Origin of the sequence: Neptunicella plasticusilytica (assembly GCF_047922965.1) — a bacterium.
In the GTDB taxonomy this organism is placed as follows: domain Bacteria; phylum Pseudomonadota; class Gammaproteobacteria; order Enterobacterales; family Alteromonadaceae; genus Neptunicella; species Neptunicella plasticusilytica.
Genome location: NZ_CP150481.1, coordinates 3132152 through 3149358 on the forward strand (window position 1 = coordinate 3132152; position 17207 = coordinate 3149358).

The 17207-nt window shown below is 46.7% G+C and carries 14 protein-coding genes and 1 tRNA gene; 7 read left to right on the forward strand and 8 right to left on the reverse strand.

Annotated features, from left to right (window positions below):
* Positions 1-10 precede the first annotated feature (10 nt).
* The gene (locus V1467_RS14060) at positions 11-2749 is read left to right on the forward strand and encodes a choice-of-anchor B family protein (protein WP_416305601.1); all 2739 of its coding nucleotides are present in this window, start codon (positions 11-13) and stop codon (positions 2747-2749) included.
* Positions 2750-2900: 151 nt separating this feature from the next.
* Positions 2901-2977, forward strand: a tRNA-Ile gene (locus V1467_RS14065).
* Between the two features lie 78 nt (positions 2978-3055).
* On the opposite strand, the gene V1467_RS14070 is transcribed toward V1467_RS14065, so the two are convergent.
* The 5 genes from V1467_RS14070 to V1467_RS14090 form a co-directional block, all read right to left on the reverse strand.
* Positions 3056-3259: a hypothetical protein gene (locus V1467_RS14070; RefSeq protein WP_416305602.1), complete on the reverse strand. Its 204-nt coding sequence runs from the start codon at positions 3257-3259 to the stop codon at positions 3056-3058.
* Positions 3256-4404 (reverse strand): PepSY-associated TM helix domain-containing protein, encoded by a 1149-nt coding sequence (locus tag V1467_RS14075; RefSeq protein WP_416305603.1) that lies wholly within the window; start codon positions 4402-4404, stop codon positions 3256-3258. Before V1467_RS14075 ends, V1467_RS14070 begins: the two co-directional genes overlap by 4 nt.
* Before the next feature lie 47 nt (positions 4405-4451).
* On the reverse strand, positions 4452-6539 hold the full coding sequence (locus tag V1467_RS14080; protein ID WP_416305604.1) for a TonB-dependent siderophore receptor: 2088 nt from the start codon (positions 6537-6539) through the stop codon (positions 4452-4454).
* Positions 6540-6863: 324 nt separating this feature from the next.
* The gene (locus tag V1467_RS14085) at positions 6864-7289 is read right to left on the reverse strand and encodes a universal stress protein (protein WP_416305605.1); all 426 of its coding nucleotides are present in this window, start codon (positions 7287-7289) and stop codon (positions 6864-6866) included.
* A 159-nt stretch (positions 7290-7448) separates the two neighbouring features.
* Positions 7449-8348: a LysR family transcriptional regulator gene (locus V1467_RS14090; RefSeq protein ID WP_416305606.1), complete on the reverse strand. Its 900-nt coding sequence runs from the start codon at positions 8346-8348 to the stop codon at positions 7449-7451.
* 432 nt (positions 8349-8780) lie between these two features.
* Between V1467_RS14090 and V1467_RS14095 the strand changes: the two genes are divergently transcribed.
* The 3 genes from V1467_RS14095 to V1467_RS14105 are packed head-to-tail and all read left to right on the forward strand — an operon-like array spanning position 8781 to position 11595.
* Positions 8781-9578, forward strand: coding sequence for a hypothetical protein (locus V1467_RS14095; protein WP_416305607.1), 798 nt, complete (start codon positions 8781-8783; stop codon positions 9576-9578).
* A gap of 49 nt (positions 9579-9627) precedes the next feature.
* Positions 9628-10404 (forward strand): flagellar basal body L-ring protein FlgH, encoded by a 777-nt coding sequence (locus V1467_RS14100; protein ID WP_416305608.1) that lies wholly within the window; start codon positions 9628-9630, stop codon positions 10402-10404.
* A 6-nt stretch (positions 10405-10410) separates the two neighbouring features.
* Entirely contained in the window at positions 10411-11595 is a 1185-nt protein-coding gene (locus V1467_RS14105) for a flagellar assembly protein T N-terminal domain-containing protein (protein ID WP_416305609.1), read from the forward strand.
* 256 nt (positions 11596-11851) lie between these two features.
* Here V1467_RS14105 and ilvM read toward each other — a convergent pair whose 3' ends face one another.
* The 3 genes from ilvM to V1467_RS14120 form a co-directional block, all read right to left on the reverse strand.
* Positions 11852-12133, reverse strand: coding sequence for an acetolactate synthase 2 small subunit (gene ilvM, locus V1467_RS14110; protein WP_416305610.1), 282 nt, complete (start codon positions 12131-12133; stop codon positions 11852-11854).
* Positions 12118-13797 (reverse strand): acetolactate synthase 2 catalytic subunit, encoded by a 1680-nt coding sequence (ilvG, locus tag V1467_RS14115; protein ID WP_416305611.1) that lies wholly within the window; start codon positions 13795-13797, stop codon positions 12118-12120. The genes ilvM and ilvG overlap by 16 nt, the downstream gene beginning before the upstream one ends.
* A 317-nt stretch (positions 13798-14114) precedes the next feature.
* Complete coding sequence (locus tag V1467_RS14120) at positions 14115-15392, reverse strand: diguanylate cyclase (protein WP_416305612.1); 1278 nt, start codon at positions 15390-15392, stop codon at positions 14115-14117.
* A 70-nt stretch (positions 15393-15462) separates the two neighbouring features.
* On the opposite strand from V1467_RS14120, the gene V1467_RS14125 reads away from it, so the two are divergent.
* Positions 15463-16620, forward strand: coding sequence for a hypothetical protein (locus V1467_RS14125; RefSeq protein ID WP_416305613.1), 1158 nt, complete (start codon positions 15463-15465; stop codon positions 16618-16620).
* Positions 16620-17030, forward strand: coding sequence for a phosphate ABC transporter substrate-binding protein (locus V1467_RS14130; protein ID WP_416305614.1), 411 nt, complete (start codon positions 16620-16622; stop codon positions 17028-17030). The genes V1467_RS14125 and V1467_RS14130 overlap by 1 nt, the downstream gene beginning before the upstream one ends.
* Positions 17031-17207: the final 177 nt, after the last annotated feature.

Consider the following 17207-nt stretch of genomic DNA (forward strand, 5'->3'; position numbering starts at 1 on the left):
GAACAAAATTATGCGGTTATTGATATCGGCCATCATCGGGGTTTTAACCTTGTTCAGTCAAGCAGCGCTGGCACATTCCGAACATGACAAAGCCCGTTTTGTTGCCACCGACGGCGTAGATCAAGGTCGTTGTAATAATCGTTTTCGTCCATGCAAAAGCATTGGGTATGCTGCCCAGCACGCTAACAAGGGTGATAAAATATTACTCGCCGCCGGCCAGTATCCTATTAGTGATGAAACCGAACTGTTTTATCTGGTCAGCCAAATCGTGCCGGTAATGGGCGGTTACAGCCAAATCGATAACTACAATATTCAAAATCCCGATCTTTACCAAACCAGCGTCAGCGGCGTGCCTTTTGAATTTGCACAGCAACTCAGCCAACAGGGATTTGTGGTAGTACGCGATACCAAAACCGCCCGTTCAAACAATACACTGGCAGCCAAGATGTCCGGTTACTCGGCCTTGAAACAGCAACAAAGCGAACTCAGCTGTGTGAATAATAAAGCCGGTGAGTATTCCTGCGACAATGTTTCTTTAGTCGCACATGTCCCCTTAGCCAATCTGCCCGGCTCTCCCAGCGCAGCCAACGATATCTGGGGGCATATTGACTTAAACACCGGCACCGAATATGCGCTTATCGGACTCAACAATGGCACAGCCGTGGTGAACCTCGCCGATCCGGCCAACCCGCAAATGGTCGGTCGTGTCAGCGGTTTCAGTTCCATCTGGCGTGATATCAAGGTGTACCAGTTTTACGATCACAGCAATGCCCGCTGGAAAGCCTATGCCTATGTCACCACCGAAAATCCCAATGACGGTCTGACCATTATCAATCTGAACAACTTGCCCAATTCAGTTAGTCTGGTAAAACATCAGTTTGCTTTTAGTTCGGCGCATAATATTTATATCAGCGATGTGGACTACAGCCTGAATATTGCTGCAGAAGAACATCAGCCGCTGGTGCATATCCTGGGTGCCAATACCGCCGCTGGGGCGCAACAAAGTTTCTCGCTGGCTGATCCGGAAAACCTGGTCGCCACGTTTACTCCTTCCGGTGTTAACCAGAATGATTACACTCACGATGCCAGTTCATTGCAAATTACCGATGCGCGCAAAGACAGCCAGTGTAAAAACGCGGGTGACAGTTGCCTGGTGATCCTGGATTTTAACGAAGACAGCATGCGTTTATGGGATCAGTCCAATCCACAAAGCCGCGTCAGTTTAAGCAATACCGGCTATAGCCAGTCGGCTTATGTGCATTCCGGCTGGTGGAGTGAAGATAAAAACTATGTGTTTGTGCATGACGAACTGGACGAGATAGATTACGGGTTAAATAGCACTCTGCGAATTTTTGATATTACCGATTTAACCGCCCCGCAACTGGCCGGCATCTGGACTGGCCCCACTGCGGCCATCGACCATAACGGATTTGTACGCGGTAACCGCTATTTTATGTCCAATTACGAACGGGGTTTAACCATTCTGGATATCAGCGAACCAGCCAATCCGCAGCAGGTCGGTTATTTCGATACTTTCCCTTCATCCGACAACACCAGCTTTAATGGTGCCTGGGGCGTTTACCCATTTCTGCCCAGTGGCTTGATTATTGTCAGCGATATTAATAGCGGCCTGTATATTTTGCGCGAGCATACCAGCGACAACACCCAAAATTCGGTCGCCTTCAACGCTGCTCAATACAGCGGTGTCGAAAATGACTTAGTCACTATAGAGGTTACCCGCCCCGGTGACAGCGCCCAGGCGTTACAGGTAGGCTATGAAACACTGGCAGGCTCCGCCGACAAAAATGATTTTGAATCGCAGCAAGGCACGCTCATCTGGAACGCCGAAGATACCAGCAACAAAACCATCAACATCCAGATTTTAGCCGATCAGGATGATGATGAATTTGATGAAAAGTTGTTTGTACGTTTGTTTAACCCCACCAGCGGCAGCACTTTAACCACGCCCAATCTGGCCAGTATTGTTATACAGGGTAAAGCTGCAATCGGTGCAGCGGCGTTTAGTCAAAGCGAACTGGTTTTGTACGAAAACCAGACCGACGCCAGTGTATCGGTTAAACGTCTGCGCTCCACTTCGGAGCCTTTGCAAATCACTTATACGCTAGTCAATCAAACTGCCGTCAGCGGCGAGGATATAATTGAAACCTCCGGCACGTTAAGCTGGGAGGCCAATCAGAGCGAAGACCAGTCGATTAACCTCTCCCTTATTGATGATGATATCAGCGAGCCGGAAGAAAGCATTTTGTTGGTGTTGGATGCAGATCAGGCGGAAATGCTAGGCACTCCAAAAGAGTTGTTGATCCGTATTCGCGACGACGAATCCAACCAGCCGCCAATTGCCGACGCCGGTGCAGATAGTCAAGCCAATGCCCGCCAAAGCGTAACATTGCAAGCTTCAGCTTCTGATCCTGAAAATGACAGCCTTCAGATTCAATGGCAGCAAACCGCCGGTACCATGGTGAATTTAACTGGCGCTGACACATTAACACCCAGTTTCAGCGCGCCGGACAAGGATGACAGCCTGACCTTTGACGTTACGGTTAGCGACCCTTTTGGCAGTACTGCCAAAGATAGCGTTATTGTTACCGTAATCAAACCCGCCACACCGCCGGTCAATAACACTTCCTCCGGCGGTGGTGGCAGTTTGTATTGGTTAATTGGGTTATTGCTGGCTATGTGTATCTGCCGTATTCAATTCAGGTATAAGCCATTGTCAGGATGGCAATGACGGATTAAAAACCTTGAGCCGCTCAAAAAAACATCACTCAGGTTATTTGTAGCGGCCAAACAGATGACAATAATTCAAAAACTCCTTATACTGCGCGTCGTTTTGGTCTTAACGGATATTCATCCGCTTATCCAGACAATAAAAATAATGTGCCCCCTTAGCTCAGTTGGTTAGAGCGCACGACTCATAATCGTTAGGTCCCCTGTTCAAGTCAGGGAGGGGGCACCATTTTTATTCAAGTTTTCAAAACGCGATCCCATAATTCCCTTTTTAAACAGTTTTACGCGACCAGATTGTTTCTTATTTTCATGCTGAACGCCTGACATGTCCTTTATCCGTCTTGCCCCACCAGTAATAGGCGATGGCCAATACTGGCAGACCCAGCGTCAACCATGCCAACCAGTCTCCCCAGGAGTCTGATAATAACGCTGATATCAGGCCGACAAGACTGATCAAATTGAATAACAGCGGACGTAGCCAAATCTGGCCTGTCGTTAACCCACGGCTCATACTGTTTTTCCCAGATTAAAAGAAGGTTCGGTTAGGCCAAACCGTTGTTCGGCCGTTAATTTACGTTTTTTAAGCCAAAGATAGACACCGCTACCTAACACCACAATGGCGAGGATATCGAGTAACGCCCAGATAATCTTAAGCGGTAAACCGCCGTAATCGCCATAATGCAAAGGTTGGGACAACAGCAATGCGGTGACGTACCAGGGCATGTCGCCAACATCGGTGACTGTTGATGTGCGGGCCTCGACCAAAATAGGGGTCAGTAATTTGGAGGTGAGCGGCGTATTGCCGTTCATGAAAAAACCGAAGTGGGAAGGTCCGGCAAAACTGTTGCCGGGAAAGGCAATAAAACTGACATAAGTATCAGGACTTACCTGCTTGACGGCATCAAGCGCTTTTTGCACCGATACGTTTTCATTCGCCAACGGCTGGTCGGAAGATACGCCCTCAATCATGCGGGTTAACTCGGTGTTTTGCCAGTAACCGAATATAGGCACTGATAAGGTATTGATCACGCCAGTAACACCCACCACCATCAGCCAGGTCAGCGTTACGATCCCCAGCAAGTTGTGTAAATCCAGCCATTTAAGCCGTTGATTACGTTTTTTACGTACCGAACCAAACTGCAACCGGGCCATAAATCGCCCGTAGATCATCACCCCCGACACCAGCGATGCGGCCAATAACAGTCCCATCGCGCCAAGAAACAAGGTGCCGCTTAACCCTGCAAACATATCTAGGTGCAAGCGGTACATAAGATTCATAAACCCCTGCCCTATGGGATATTCGTAAATAAACTCGCCGGTTCTTGCATCATATACATAGTAGGCAGAAGCCTCTGCAGCATCAATAGAGGTCGCCATTGTTACCCACCAGAATTCGGGTTCATCCGAGTCCTGAAACATATATTGCACAACATCTTTGGGCTTACGCTGCTTAGCCGCAGCTGCAATCTGGTCTATGCTGACCTGGCTTGTTACTCCGGGCATCTCAACAGGTTCCACAGCAGAACCAAACACTTCATCGATTTCGTGAGAAAAGATCAAAGGCAAGCCGGTGACACACAGCATCAATAAAAACAGGGTGGAAATAAGGCTGGTCCACTTATGCACCCAGTACCAGTTTCTGAACGAGCGATTCATACTCTATCCTCAAAATTCAAAAGGGGAACCGCAGTTCCCCCTCGCAGTTAAAAGCTGTACTGATAACTGAGTTTATATTGACGCGGCGCGGCATAAAAACCGATTTCCCACAAACTGGTGATATATTTTTCATCGGTAAGATTGTCGATATTCAAACGCAAGCGAGACTGCTCATTGATATCCCACGTGGCAAACGCATCCAGTTTTGCGTAAGCTGGCTGGCTGACAGGATAACCGGTATAACTGTCCACACGGCTGATCTCTGATTGCCATTTTGCTGATAAACCCAAGGTTATATCATCATTTTGTGGCAGTGATGAAAACACTGACAAGTTAACTGTTTTTTCTGGTACCCAGCCATAAACATCCTGATCATTTTCGTCTTCAACATCGACCAATGTGGCGCCAAAAGTAAACTGCAACTGCTCGTATAATTTGCCTTGTAATTCCAGTTCAACCCCTTCCGAATAGGTATCCTGACCTTGATAATAATACTGCCCGGTGTCGGTGTTTAAGCCGGCATAAATACCCAGCCCTAATTGTTCGGCTTTAAACCAGGCCAGATTAGCGATTAGGTTTTTATCAAACCAGGCAGTTTTGACGCCAACTTCGTAGTTTGTACCTTTGGTCGGATCAAGATAATCACCGGTCACATCATAATAATCTTGTGGCTGGTAAATATCTGAATAACTCACATACGCCATCACCTCTGACGTAAACTGGTAGGAAATACCGGCGTAAGGGCTAACTTCATCCCCCTTCAGAGTAGTTTCGAGCGTAGTTGAATCGCGTTCAAATGACACCGCATTAAAGCCCAATGTCAGTGCCAGTTGAGAAAACTCCAACTGAGTAACGGCGTAATAACGGCGCAAGGTGTCTTCGGTTTGGCTGTCAAATGTTTTAGGTCCCCAAACAGGTTCTGGAATATCTGTACCTGCATAGGGAAATGCCGGTAAACCTGCATAGGCAGGTTCATCGTCTGAAAATGGGTGCATATATGAATCATTTTTATTTTTAGCTGTACTGGCACCGACAATGACTTGATGAGATTCACCTAGCCAGTCGAAATAACCTGTCAATTTTGCTTCATAAATATTGGCTTTATCTTGGCCTGGCCACCTACCGGGCCAGCCAACCAGGCCTTCTGCTGTGTCCGGATCCAACCCTTCATAGCTATAGGCAAATAACAATTTACTGTCCGATTCCATCGCCCGATAGTTATAGCTCAGTTGCAGTTGCCATTGAGCAGACAATAAATGGTTATATTCCACAAATGCACTTTGATTAATATTGTCCCAATAGGTCCAGTCCTGTGCGGTTGAAGCGCCTACGTCAAATTCGGCCTGAGTGCCATCAAGGTTGGAAAACGTCAATCCACCCCACATCACGCCATCAGACTGGGCATTTTGATAGGAATAGCCCACCGCGATACTGGACACATCGGTTAACTGACCATCAACAACGCCGTAAATGTACTGTCTGTCGGAACTGTAACCACGTAAGTAGGAATTGGCCTGATCGGCAGCAACTACGACCCGTCCAGCCCAGTCTCCATTCCCGGTCAAGGGACTGGAATAATCTGCTTGAACACGGTATTGGGCATAAGAGCCAATACTCACACCGACTTCTCCGGCTTTTTCATTCAGTGGCCGTTTGCGAATATAGTTTATGGTACCCGACGCATTGCCTAAACCGGTCAGTAAACCGTTAGCACCCCGGATCACTTCAATTTGCTCATAGCCAAAAGAGTCGATGGCGCCTTCAACCAAGCCCCAACTGTTGGGTAAACCGACACCATCGATTTGGGTGCTTTTAATTTCAAAACCCCGTGATACATAGTTGGTACGATTGGTTTCCCAGCGCTCAACCCGAATACCGGTAACCAAATCCAGCGCGCTGTTAATATCATCGGTACCAAACAAATCCATTAATTCGCGGTTGACGATACTGATTGACTGCGGCGTTTCCTGAATATCCAGCGCCAGACCGGTGGCCCCTTCGCTGACGCGGTTATCGCGCATGCCAACAATGGTAATATTATCGATGTCATCGTCTGCATAAGAAAGGCCCGGGGCTGCATAGGCTGCCAGACAAGCTACCGCTATTAAGGAGAGTTTTGAAAAAATAGGCTGCATGATTATCCGTTGTTAAGTGTGAGCTAAAATTCGCAATGATCCTAGCGCGCACGCAACAACAAATCAAATGATAACTATTATTATTCGTTATTAAGATTTCATGTAAAAGCGTTGTGATTATTTCAGACTCAGAAAAAATCCGTTGCACGAACTAACAATGATAAAGAATAGGGTAATAATTGATCGGTGGCCGCGAGCAATCAGGCATTGTACCTGGCAACCTGAAACGCACTCGCGACTGTAGCTGAATTGTGTGTTGTGAACTGAATAGGCCAATTCAGTGATGAGATAAGTCGCCGCTATAGCGCCAACTTAATTGCCTATTTATATTTTAACCGCCAGCACATCGCATTTAACCCCATGCAATACCGCATTGGCGGTGGAGCCAAGCAATAACTTGAGGCCATGTTGGCCGTGTGTGCCAATAACGATCAAATCACAATCCTTGTTTTTGGCATGTGCATGTATTTCATCTGCCGCGTCACCTTCCGGGGTATAGACCTGGGACAAGGGCAAACCATTTTTTTGGGCAATTTCGTTGATCTGCTCAATATTTTTAGTCTGCCAGTCTTGCGCCATTTCAGCGCCATAGGCATCTCCGCCGTAAGGACCAAAATAACGCTGTGGATAAGTAACATGAATTAAACTCAGTTGCGCCGGGTTATCCACCATAGACAACGCCCTGTCCAGCACCGGTTGATAAGTGGAATACGGGTCAATTGCTACTAACACATTTTGATATCTATTCATCAGTTTGACTCCAGTAAATATTGCCGTCTCCAAGTTAACAGTCCTTTTGACATAAAGGACTACAAAGAAATCAACAAATTACGCTTGGTACTGTAACGATTAGAATAAAATTGCTAGCGGGTCAAATTATTCCAGTCCAGTGAATGACTTAAAACAACATTAGCCTTTGACCTGTTCAAGTTCGCTGTAAGGGCAAACTGTTTCCCACAGCTTTTGCGCCACGGCACTGTGGACCACATCGGTTTTCCGGATCAGGTAATGTTCTGATAACAATGACGGGTGTTGTTCAACATCAATTTTGACCAGACTGCCATTGTGTAATTCGTCTCTTACCATATGCTCAGGCAATTCTCCCCACCCCAACCCGGACAAGATTAACGACAATTTGGTATTGATGTCCGTCACACAATAGGACTTGGCACCGGCTATCCGGGTTGTTGCATGTCCCCTGGAAACCTGGCTGGAATCCCGGTCCAGTATCTGCGTTTCGTCTAAAATATCAGCCTGCCGCACCGGGGAGGCTAATTGGGCAATCTTCAGGCCGGGGCTGGCAACCGGGATAATGGGCACCGATGTGAGATACTTCAGCTCCCGGTTCTCTTCAAGTGCGCCGAACAGGGGGGTAATCGCCAAATCCGCCTTATTCAGCGACAGTTTCTCCAGCGCGCCGCCTAAGTGTTCTGTCGAGATTTCCAGTTGGGTATCAGGAAACTCTTCGCGCATATTCTCAATCATGCGGATAATACATTCCTGCGGAAAACACGCATCTACCGCGATAGTCAGTGAATCCGCCCTGTCTTTCCACTTTTGGTTGGATAGGGCATTGAGTTCGGTGACTGAACGTAAAATATGCTGCGCCTTATCGTAAAATTTCTGGCCATTAGGGGTTAAAACCAGACGATAACCATCACGCGAGAACAGCTGATATTCTAAATAGGACTCCAGGGATTTGATTGCTGCACTGACAGACGGCGCAGACTTGTGGATGTTGCTACTTGCAGCTCGAATAGAACCATACTTTACGACAGCGGCAAACGTTCGCAATTGCTCAAGAGTCATTTAAAAGCTCAACCTTAACTTTAAATCGTGTGTCTTCCCTAACACCCAATTTTGATTGAATTACTTAGCCAGTTTTAACGCACCCATTCCATAATAGCGTTACAACTGACCAAACAAACTACCTCTCAATCATCAAGCTTGACGCCGGAAATTCCCCTAAACTTCCGTCTTGTCCAGTTTTAGCCAATGGCAGGTCCGAACAAGATTGCAATCTTCTACCTCGGAATAAAGTTTATAAGCTGCAACTTCACAGTTCAATCAATTGTTTATTCTGAACATATTTCCGGCAACAGCATCAATCCCTTTAAAAACAAGACATGCATCGATGTTTGTTAGGATTTGACTAATGGCTTAATTAAAAAATGAAGACATCTTTTCTATTTTTCCGAGGTTAGCATCATCGCAATCTGAAAAATTGAAAGGTGATTTGTGATGATTAACGACATTAGCGCTGCTGCCAGCAAAAACTCAACTAGCCCTGTGGTAAATTCCGCCGCCGAGGAATCAAACTTTTTTAGTGACGGTATCGATAGCTTTAAAAACCTGATGAAAGACATTGGCCTGTTTGATGATCAGGAAACGGTTACCTCGACCGGCCAGACCAACATCACTGACAATCAGCTAACCGATGTGGTCGAGCAGGTTACCAGCAATGTGTTTGACTCTTCATCGGGTCAAGCCGGCGGACTGTCCAAATTCAGCGCCGAAGATATCTCGACACTGCAACAATCTCTGGTCGACGCGCTGAAATCATCGTTACTAAACGGTAACCAGCCGAACACGCAATCGGCCGCCACACAAACAACAACCGAAAATACCGGTCTATTTGACTCTATATTCAGTGGCTCTGGGGCAGAATTATTGCAACAAGCCAATGATTTCTCTTTTGGTGAAGACGGTTTCGGGGCAAAAGATGTGTTTGATGCACTGAATGTATTAAACAGCGTGCCGGTCGTTTCAGATATTTATCAACAAACTACCCATTCAGATACCGTTAGCGCTTTTTCCTCCATAGCAGGCAGTTATCTGCTGGGAGGACCTGTAGGTCTGGCATTTGCAGCTGCAGATGTGGCAACCAAAGAGTTTACCGGAGAATCCATTAGCGCCAATTTAATTGATTTGGGTATGGGCCTGTTCGAGAGTTCGGCTGAACAACTGGTCGCGTCCTCGAATAGCAACGGGACCGGTCAGACCGGCTCCGAAGTAACAACCCAGGCCATCGGTTATTAACACTGTCGTCGAGATAGAAACCATGTACATTTGCGATGAAAAACCGATTATGCGTACATTATTAAACAGTAGCCAGATCTCGCTAACCCAGCGTGCAGTTATATTGGTTTGTCTGTTGTTATGCGCTTGTCAGTCGAATATCACCTCCGAACAGGCCGTTACCCAAAGTTTGGCAACCGATCCGGCCTCCAGTTCGATTCCATTACAACAAAGCGACGATGACGATGAAGTAAAACCGGGCGATCCACGCTATTCACCGGTTCGGGATGTATCTGCCCAAACTGTTAACGTCCCGACCGGCTCGTTGTTTGATACCAATAGATATACCGGACTGTTTTTACAGAAACGGCAGTACAAGATTGGCGATATGGTGCAAATTATTCTGGAAGAAGACATCAGCGCCCAAAAACAACAAAGCCTGAAGAAAGACAAAAAGAGCAAGATGGATCTGGCCCCTAATCTCACCGCCGGATTTATCCAGGTAGACCAGAACGACTTGAATATTGATCACAAACAATCCAGTTCATTTGACAGTTCATCGAACAGTCGCCAGTCCAACTCACTTGAAGGAACCGTAAACGTATTCGTCAATGAAATACTCGATAACGGCAACCTGATTGTCGCCGGAGAAAAATGGATAAAACTCAATGAAGGTGCCGAATATGTTCGTGTGTACGGTGAATTACGTACCCGCGATATTAGCTCCAGCAATACCATCAGTTCCACCAAACTGGGTAACGCCCTGATCGAATACAGCAGCAGCGGAACCTTGAAAGACAATCAGCAACAATCCGTAGTGGGCAAAGTGCTTTCCATTTTCCAGTAAATACTTATGCGTATCACGATCCTACTACTTTTGTTGTTGATAGCGGTGACAGCAAACTGCCTTGCCGCTGAAAACTGGTATCAGGGTGAAGCCCATATGCTAATTGGCGACGCTCCCCTGGACGAAGTCAGAGAAAAAACCATCAAAAATGCCATTGCCGATGCGTCATTCCAGGCTGGCGCGATGATTTCTTCCGAGGAAATACTGCTCAACGGATTGCTGGTTAACAGCAAAGTGGTATTCCGCTCACAGGGTGTGATCAGACGGGCAGAAGTATTAAGTGAAAGCATCGACGATGGCGTTCTGACCGTCAGAGTCGAAGTGGATATTCACCATGGCAGGGATTGCGTCGAGGCAAAATACACCAAAAATATTCTGGTCACCCAGTTTCAGTTGCTTAAACCCAAGCAGGCGGCAATTGGTGGCCTATTCAATCTGGCCAAACACGTCAGCAAGCGGCTTGAACAACAACTGGATTCACAACCGGATAAATCCAGCGTTATTCTGCTGGATGAAGCCTTTACCACGCTGGATTTACTTAACGGTCTCGACCGCACAGAGGTGGCACAAAAATCCAGTTACCTTAGACGCGAATACGGTCACCAGTTTGTGCTTTTCGGTGTTATCCGCGATATCAGCGTATTCAACCGGGTGAAGAAAAAAACCTTCAGTGACGATGTCACCACACGCCGCAACTTTACCATCAGGATTTACCTGCTGGATGTGTACCACAATAAAATCGTGTTTGAAGATTCATACCATGCAGAAACAGACTGGCCCTTTGCCGTTAACGAACAGGTTGACACCAACAGCAGTATTTTCTGGCAGTCAGATTATGGACGGGCAGTATTAAATACACTCAGCACAGCGATTGTCGATATTGACGATATCGTCAGTTGTTCCACGCTTTATGGGCAAATAATGCAAAAAGCCGATGAGGGTTACGTGATCAATTTCGGCCGCCGACATGGCGTGGAAGTGGGCGATACTTTTATACTCAGCAAAATCCTGTCCAATATCAATAACGGATGGGCGTCATCCGTGATGATCAGGGATGTACCAGACAGTCAGGTACAAGTGATCGCGGTGGACGAGGAAACCTCACTGGTTGCATCCAGGACTATCAATGCCTTTGATGCCGCCAACCTGTTCGATCTGGTGAGACCGATAAAATTCCCGGTAAACCAGTAGTTAACCCCAGCTCGGGATAAGCCACGCCTCTCAATAACGCTCTTTTTGCACCTGGCAGCGTTGGGCTTTCTAGTCATAGCCAGCTATGACGTACGAAACCCCGCCTTGCCAAGCACAAAAATGTCGTCATTGAGTAAACTATTTATTCAACAACGTTTGAGTGAATAATATAACTATCTGAATTATTTACCCTTTGTAAATATAAACGACATTTCTTATCCCGAGTTGGGGTTAGTTAGCTTATCCAGAGTCCAGGTTAACTTACTGCCAGTGCATCGACCTGAGGCTCAAACAGCCTGTTTACTCGTACTGAAGACGGGTCGAGTACCAATTCGAGCAAATCATAAAGTTTGCTTAACTGCGAGGTTAACAGATGAATAGGTTGCTCACCCGATACCTGCATATTCAGTTGAATCTCTCCACTGGCTGTCTGCATTTCACATTGGTGCAAGGTAAAGCCGCGATAACGGGTGGTTTGCAGTACCCGTTCAATTGCTGCAGGGCTATCGGTTAACAGTAAATTCAGTTGGTAGTGCATTGAGGTTTCTCCCACATTTTATGATTGGCGGTATTGGGCGGCACAATCGGCCATACGTTGTCGGTTGAATTCAATTGGACGTGCAGTAAATAGGGACCGGAATGATCCAGCATACGCTGTAAAGCCGGCTTCACTTGCTCCCCTTGGCTAATGACTTCACTGGCAATATCAAAGGCGGCGGCCAAGCGGGCAAATTCGGGATTGTCAGATAAATCCGTCTCGCTGTAGCGCTGATCATGAAATAGTTCTTGCCACTGCTTCACCATCCCCAGGCGCTGGTTGTCCAGCAACAAGATTTTTACCGGTAACGGATACCGACGTAAGGTCGCCAGTTCCTGCACATTCATCATAAAAGATCCGTCACCGCACACCGCGATAACCTGCTTATCCGGGTTGGCCACCTGGGCACCAATTGCCGCCGGTAAACCGAACCCCATAGTCCCCAATCCACCACTACTCAAATGGCAAGTTGGATGATTAAACAACATATGCTGGGCCACCCACATCTGGTGTTGGCCCACATCACAAGTAATTACCGCGTCATCATCACTTAAATTACTGAGGCTACGTAACATGGCAGGCGCATCGATAGCTTTTCCAGTTTTTTGGGCTGGGTAGGAAGGACTTTTAAGTTGCTTAATCTGTTCGATCCGGGTCAGCCAATCCTGCTTAGTATTGATGCTGGTCAATTGCGGCAAAATATGATTTAAATCCCCCAGCAAGCTCACATCTGCACGACGACGTTTATTAATCTCGGCCGGATCAATATCGATATGCAACAACCTGGCGTCAGGGGCGAATTCGTCCAGTTTGCCGGTAACCCTGTCATCCAGCCGGGCACCGATGGCGATCAACAAGTCGCACTGTTGCACGGCCAGATTGGCTGCCGGTAAGCCGTGCATCCCCAACATTCCCAAATAGCCGGGATGCTGATGATCCGCACTCCCCAATCCTTTCAAGGTACTTACCACCGGCAAGTTATTCCGCGCGACAAAATGACGAAAAACGTCCACCGCAGCGGCCATGCCAACACCGCCGCCCACATAAACAACCGGTGACTGACTGCTATCAAGTAGCAGGTTAGCCTGTTCAATCTGCGATTCGGTACAAGCAGAATCCGGAGTGTTTTTTACCGATAGTTTCGGAATCGGGGGAATTGCCCCCAGCAAAATATCTTTAGGTACGTCAACCAGCACCGGACCCGGGCGTCCGTCACTGGCAATCTCGAATGCCCGGCTGAGGCAAGGTAACAAATCCTGCGGTTGCATTACTTGCATACTGTGCTTGCTGATACTTAACGACAAACCCAATACATCCACTTCCTGGAAGGCATCGGTGCCCATTGAAGTCCGCGCAACCTGACCGGTAATCACCACCAGCGGTACCGAATCCAGTTTGGCATCGGCCAGACTGGTTAACAGATTAGTAGCTCCCGGCCCTGATGTCGCCACGCAAACTCCTACACTATTGGTGGAGCGGGCATAACCCATGGCGGCAAAGGCCGCCCCCTGCTCATGGCGACACAGGTAATGCTTGATCGGCGAATCAATCAACGCATCATACAGAGGCATAATTGCCCCGCCGGGATAACCAAAAATAGTGTTGATCCCCTGCCGGTTTAAATAATCCAAAATGGCCTGCGCGCCTGTCATTGTCATTGTCATTTTCTCTCTTTTTCTTGGGGCCAGAAACGAAAAAACCCCCGGACTTTCGTGCGGGGGTTTTGTTGAAACTGGGCTTAATTTAGGCCAAACGCTTCCCCCGCGGAGATGGAATAATCACCACGACGAGTACGACGATAAGTACTAAAGAAGCAAAACGGTTCATGTTAAATACAGTTTCTCAAATCAATTCATTAACTTACTATTATTTACAAATAGCACGATGTTAAAAATCAGGTCAACCATTAATTTCACTTATCGCAAAATTAATGTCCAATCGACAAAAAACAGGACAGATTGGCAATATCCCAAGGAGATCTTTATGCCACCAAGTCGCTTTCAATCACAACACAGTTTCGTCCGCGTTGCTTAGCCATATATAAGCATTCATCGGCGCGCTGCATCAGGCTATGCACATTATCCTTGTCGTTTGCTAGCGCAATACCAAAACTCGCGGTAATCTTTCCGACCTCGGTAAAATAATGTGCTTCAATCGCAACACGAATTTTTTCAACGTGCCTGAATGCGTCATCAAGCGAGGTATCGGGCAAAATCAGGATAAACTCTTCCCCCCCCCAGCGCGCCACAAAGTCATGGAAACGGGCACTACTGCGCAGAATGTCAGCAAAGGAGGTTAACACCTTGTCTCCCACCAAGTGGCCGTGGTTGTCATTAATAGTTTTAAATAAATCGATATCCAAAATCACCACACTCAGGGCAGACTGCTGGCGTTGCGCATTGAGTAACGCTTGCGGGAAAAAACTGTCAGTACGATTGCGATTATTGAGTTTGGTCAGATTGTCAGTAATCGAGATGGTTTCAATCCGGATATAATCTTGTTCCAGTTTATCGCAAAGCTTGTTAAACCAGTAAATCAAATACCCCAGTTCATCTCGCTGATGGCGCACCAGGCGCTGGCTGAAATCGGTTGATCCCTGCGCCAGAGCTCTCATGCGCTTGATCACATTTCTGACATTATTGCGGGTATGTATCGATACGAACAGGGTGGCAGTCACCAGGAAAAGCATTAAGGTAATCGCCATTGCACTTCCCCAGAACAGCAGTTTGTTCAGGTCTTTATTGGTGTTATCGATGGTTTGTCTGAAATGTTCATTGATACCTCTTTTCAAATCGTCAAATTGACTGGAGGTCAGATTGTGATATTGCTCGACGTTATCCAGCAACTGGTGGTCATCCATATTTTTTTGATTACCATTAATAATCGCCGCTGCCAGTTTCTGCGCATTAATGTAATACAGGTCGAAATTTTGCTGCAGCGATCGCAGTGCATCCTGATCGACAATGCCTGAAAAGCGGCTTAACTCAATAAAATTATGATTGATCTGGCGTTTACGCTCTGCAGTTTGAGGTAACCAGCCCGATTCTCCAGCTAATACCGCGTCTTTAAAAATATCGCGTATTTCTTTAAACAGTTGAATATTCTGGTTGGCAATCTCCAACATGGGCAAATAATCGTCTCTTAGTTCAACAATTTTCTGATTACTTTGCTGATGCTCCGAATAACTGTATATAATAAACCCGCTGTAAAGAATAAGACTTAAAACAGGCACCAACAGCATTTTTTGGAATATAGTCATTTTTCAATCACATTTTAAATCAGAGCTAATAAAGTCGCGTGCCATTCTAACTGATTTTTACGGAGTTCCAATGCGCCGCCGTCATATAAACCTATGGTTTAGAATAATATTCCTCTTTGTAGCCGGATTCGCCAGTGTTTGTGCACAAGCTCAGGACTGGCAGGATAACCTGTTCCTCAACGGTTTTTTCACTCTGGGAGTCACCCAAACTAACACTGACATCAGTATGGTGAGTCCTGCAGGCGAACGACATCTGTTCGAAAAGGGCAAACCTAACCTGAATAATTCATTAATGGGCGGGCAACTCCAGTATCAGGTCAGCGACAGGTTCAGTGTATTTATCCAGGGCGCCGCGTTTATTGATCGCGATGACAAGCTGGATTATTCCATTGACTGGGCCTATGCCAATTATGATTTTGACAATGACCTCAGTATGCGAGTTGGCCAGTTCCAGACACCTTTTTTGCAAGGCACAGAAATGCGCAAAATTGGCTATTCACGCCTGTGGACAAGGCCATTAACACCGGGCAACGGTGCCAGCGGATTCAACGAATACCAAGGTGTTGAGCTGGTCAAGAAGTATTCGTCCGGTGAACACTTTTGGGACTTTCAAGTAGGTTTTGGGCAAGCCGATCATCAACGCTCAGAAGTACATGATAAAAATATCAAACTTACCACTATCCGTTACCAATATGAAGATACTTGGCTACGTATGGGACTTATCCAGGCAAATTATGCGATAAACAGCCCGGTAACCAACGAGCTGATTGTTGCTGACGGCGATGTAGTGATGGCGAGTTTAGAAGCAGAAACTCGGGTTAACCATTTTGTAATTAATGCCGGTTTATCTGCCAGTGATTCCGATTCCACGCCTAACGATTCAATGCAATATCTTTCTATTGGCTACGCCATTGATCATATTACCCCTTATATATTTGCCAGTCGCAAGCGACAAGTGCTGGATCCGCAGCAACGCAACAATGGGTCGCAAGGCTCACAGCAACAGAATGGACAAGGGCCACCCCCAGACAATCCAAGACCTCCCCCCACCAGAACGGAGCTGAATGACTACAGCGTTGCTGCAGGCTTACGCTGGAACCTGAGTGAAAACCTGGCGGTTAAAACCCAACTGGAGAAAAACCGCTATCAGGATAGAGCCAGGCCCGGCGGAGGTGTTGTTAGTACCAGTGGCAGTGCATTAACCTTATCTATTGAAGGAGTCTACTAATGAGACCCTTCATATTATTAATATTGTTGTTAAGTAGCATTGTGGCACATGCAGAAGTGGTAGTGGTTGTCGCCAAATCATCGTCGTTAAAAAACCTCGATCCCCAGAGTATTGCCAACATCTTTTTGGCGCGAACCAAACAGTTCCCGAACGGTGAAAAAGCCACACCAGTCGAAATTAAACGGGGCGATATGCGCAGCGGATTTTACCAGACCATATCAGGTAAAACGCCAATGCAATTAAAAGCCTATTGGACAACATTGGTGTTTACCGGCAAGGGTAAACCTCCTAAAGGTTTGGACAATCCCCAAGAAATTGAAAAGCGTTTGCTACAACAGCCGGGAACCATCGCCTATCTCAACGCGAATGACGTTACCGATAATATGAAAGTGGTTTACCGTTTCGAATAGCGCTCCGGCAAACCACAATATGCGCGATAATAGGGAAGCCTAGTTGGCTTCCCTTAATCAATGAGGCGCGAATGAGATGAATTGATATTGTTGGGCAACCGCAAGGCGACTCAACAAAACTCCAACCAGGACTTATTATGAAAAAAACGCGAATCTTGCTGTTATCATTGGCAACAC

Coding starts and splice junctions, on each gene's coding strand:
- V1467_RS14060 (WP_416305601.1), top strand. CDS start 11: ATGCGGTTATTGATATCGGCCATCATCGGGGTTTTAACCTTGTTCAGT.
- V1467_RS14070 (WP_416305602.1), bottom strand. CDS start 3,259: ATGAGCCGTGGGTTAACGACAGGCCAGATTTGGCTACGTCCGCTGTTA.
- V1467_RS14075 (WP_416305603.1), bottom strand. CDS start 4,404: ATGAATCGCTCGTTCAGAAACTGGTACTGGGTGCATAAGTGGACCAGC.
- V1467_RS14080 (WP_416305604.1), bottom strand. CDS start 6,539: ATGCAGCCTATTTTTTCAAAACTCTCCTTAATAGCGGTAGCTTGTCTG.
- V1467_RS14085 (WP_416305605.1), bottom strand. CDS start 7,289: ATGAATAGATATCAAAATGTGTTAGTAGCAATTGACCCGTATTCCACT.
- V1467_RS14090 (WP_416305606.1), bottom strand. CDS start 8,348: ATGACTCTTGAGCAATTGCGAACGTTTGCCGCTGTCGTAAAGTATGGT.
- V1467_RS14095 (WP_416305607.1), top strand. CDS start 8,781: ATGATTAACGACATTAGCGCTGCTGCCAGCAAAAACTCAACTAGCCCT.
- V1467_RS14100 (WP_416305608.1), top strand. CDS start 9,628: ATGCGTACATTATTAAACAGTAGCCAGATCTCGCTAACCCAGCGTGCA.
- V1467_RS14105 (WP_416305609.1), top strand. CDS start 10,411: ATGCGTATCACGATCCTACTACTTTTGTTGTTGATAGCGGTGACAGCA.
- ilvM (WP_416305610.1), bottom strand. CDS start 12,133: ATGCACTACCAACTGAATTTACTGTTAACCGATAGCCCTGCAGCAATT.
- ilvG (WP_416305611.1), bottom strand. CDS start 13,797: ATGACAATGACAATGACAGGCGCGCAGGCCATTTTGGATTATTTAAAC.
- V1467_RS14120 (WP_416305612.1), bottom strand. CDS start 15,392: ATGACTATATTCCAAAAAATGCTGTTGGTGCCTGTTTTAAGTCTTATT.
- V1467_RS14125 (WP_416305613.1), top strand. CDS start 15,463: ATGCGCCGCCGTCATATAAACCTATGGTTTAGAATAATATTCCTCTTT.
- V1467_RS14130 (WP_416305614.1), top strand. CDS start 16,620: ATGAGACCCTTCATATTATTAATATTGTTGTTAAGTAGCATTGTGGCA.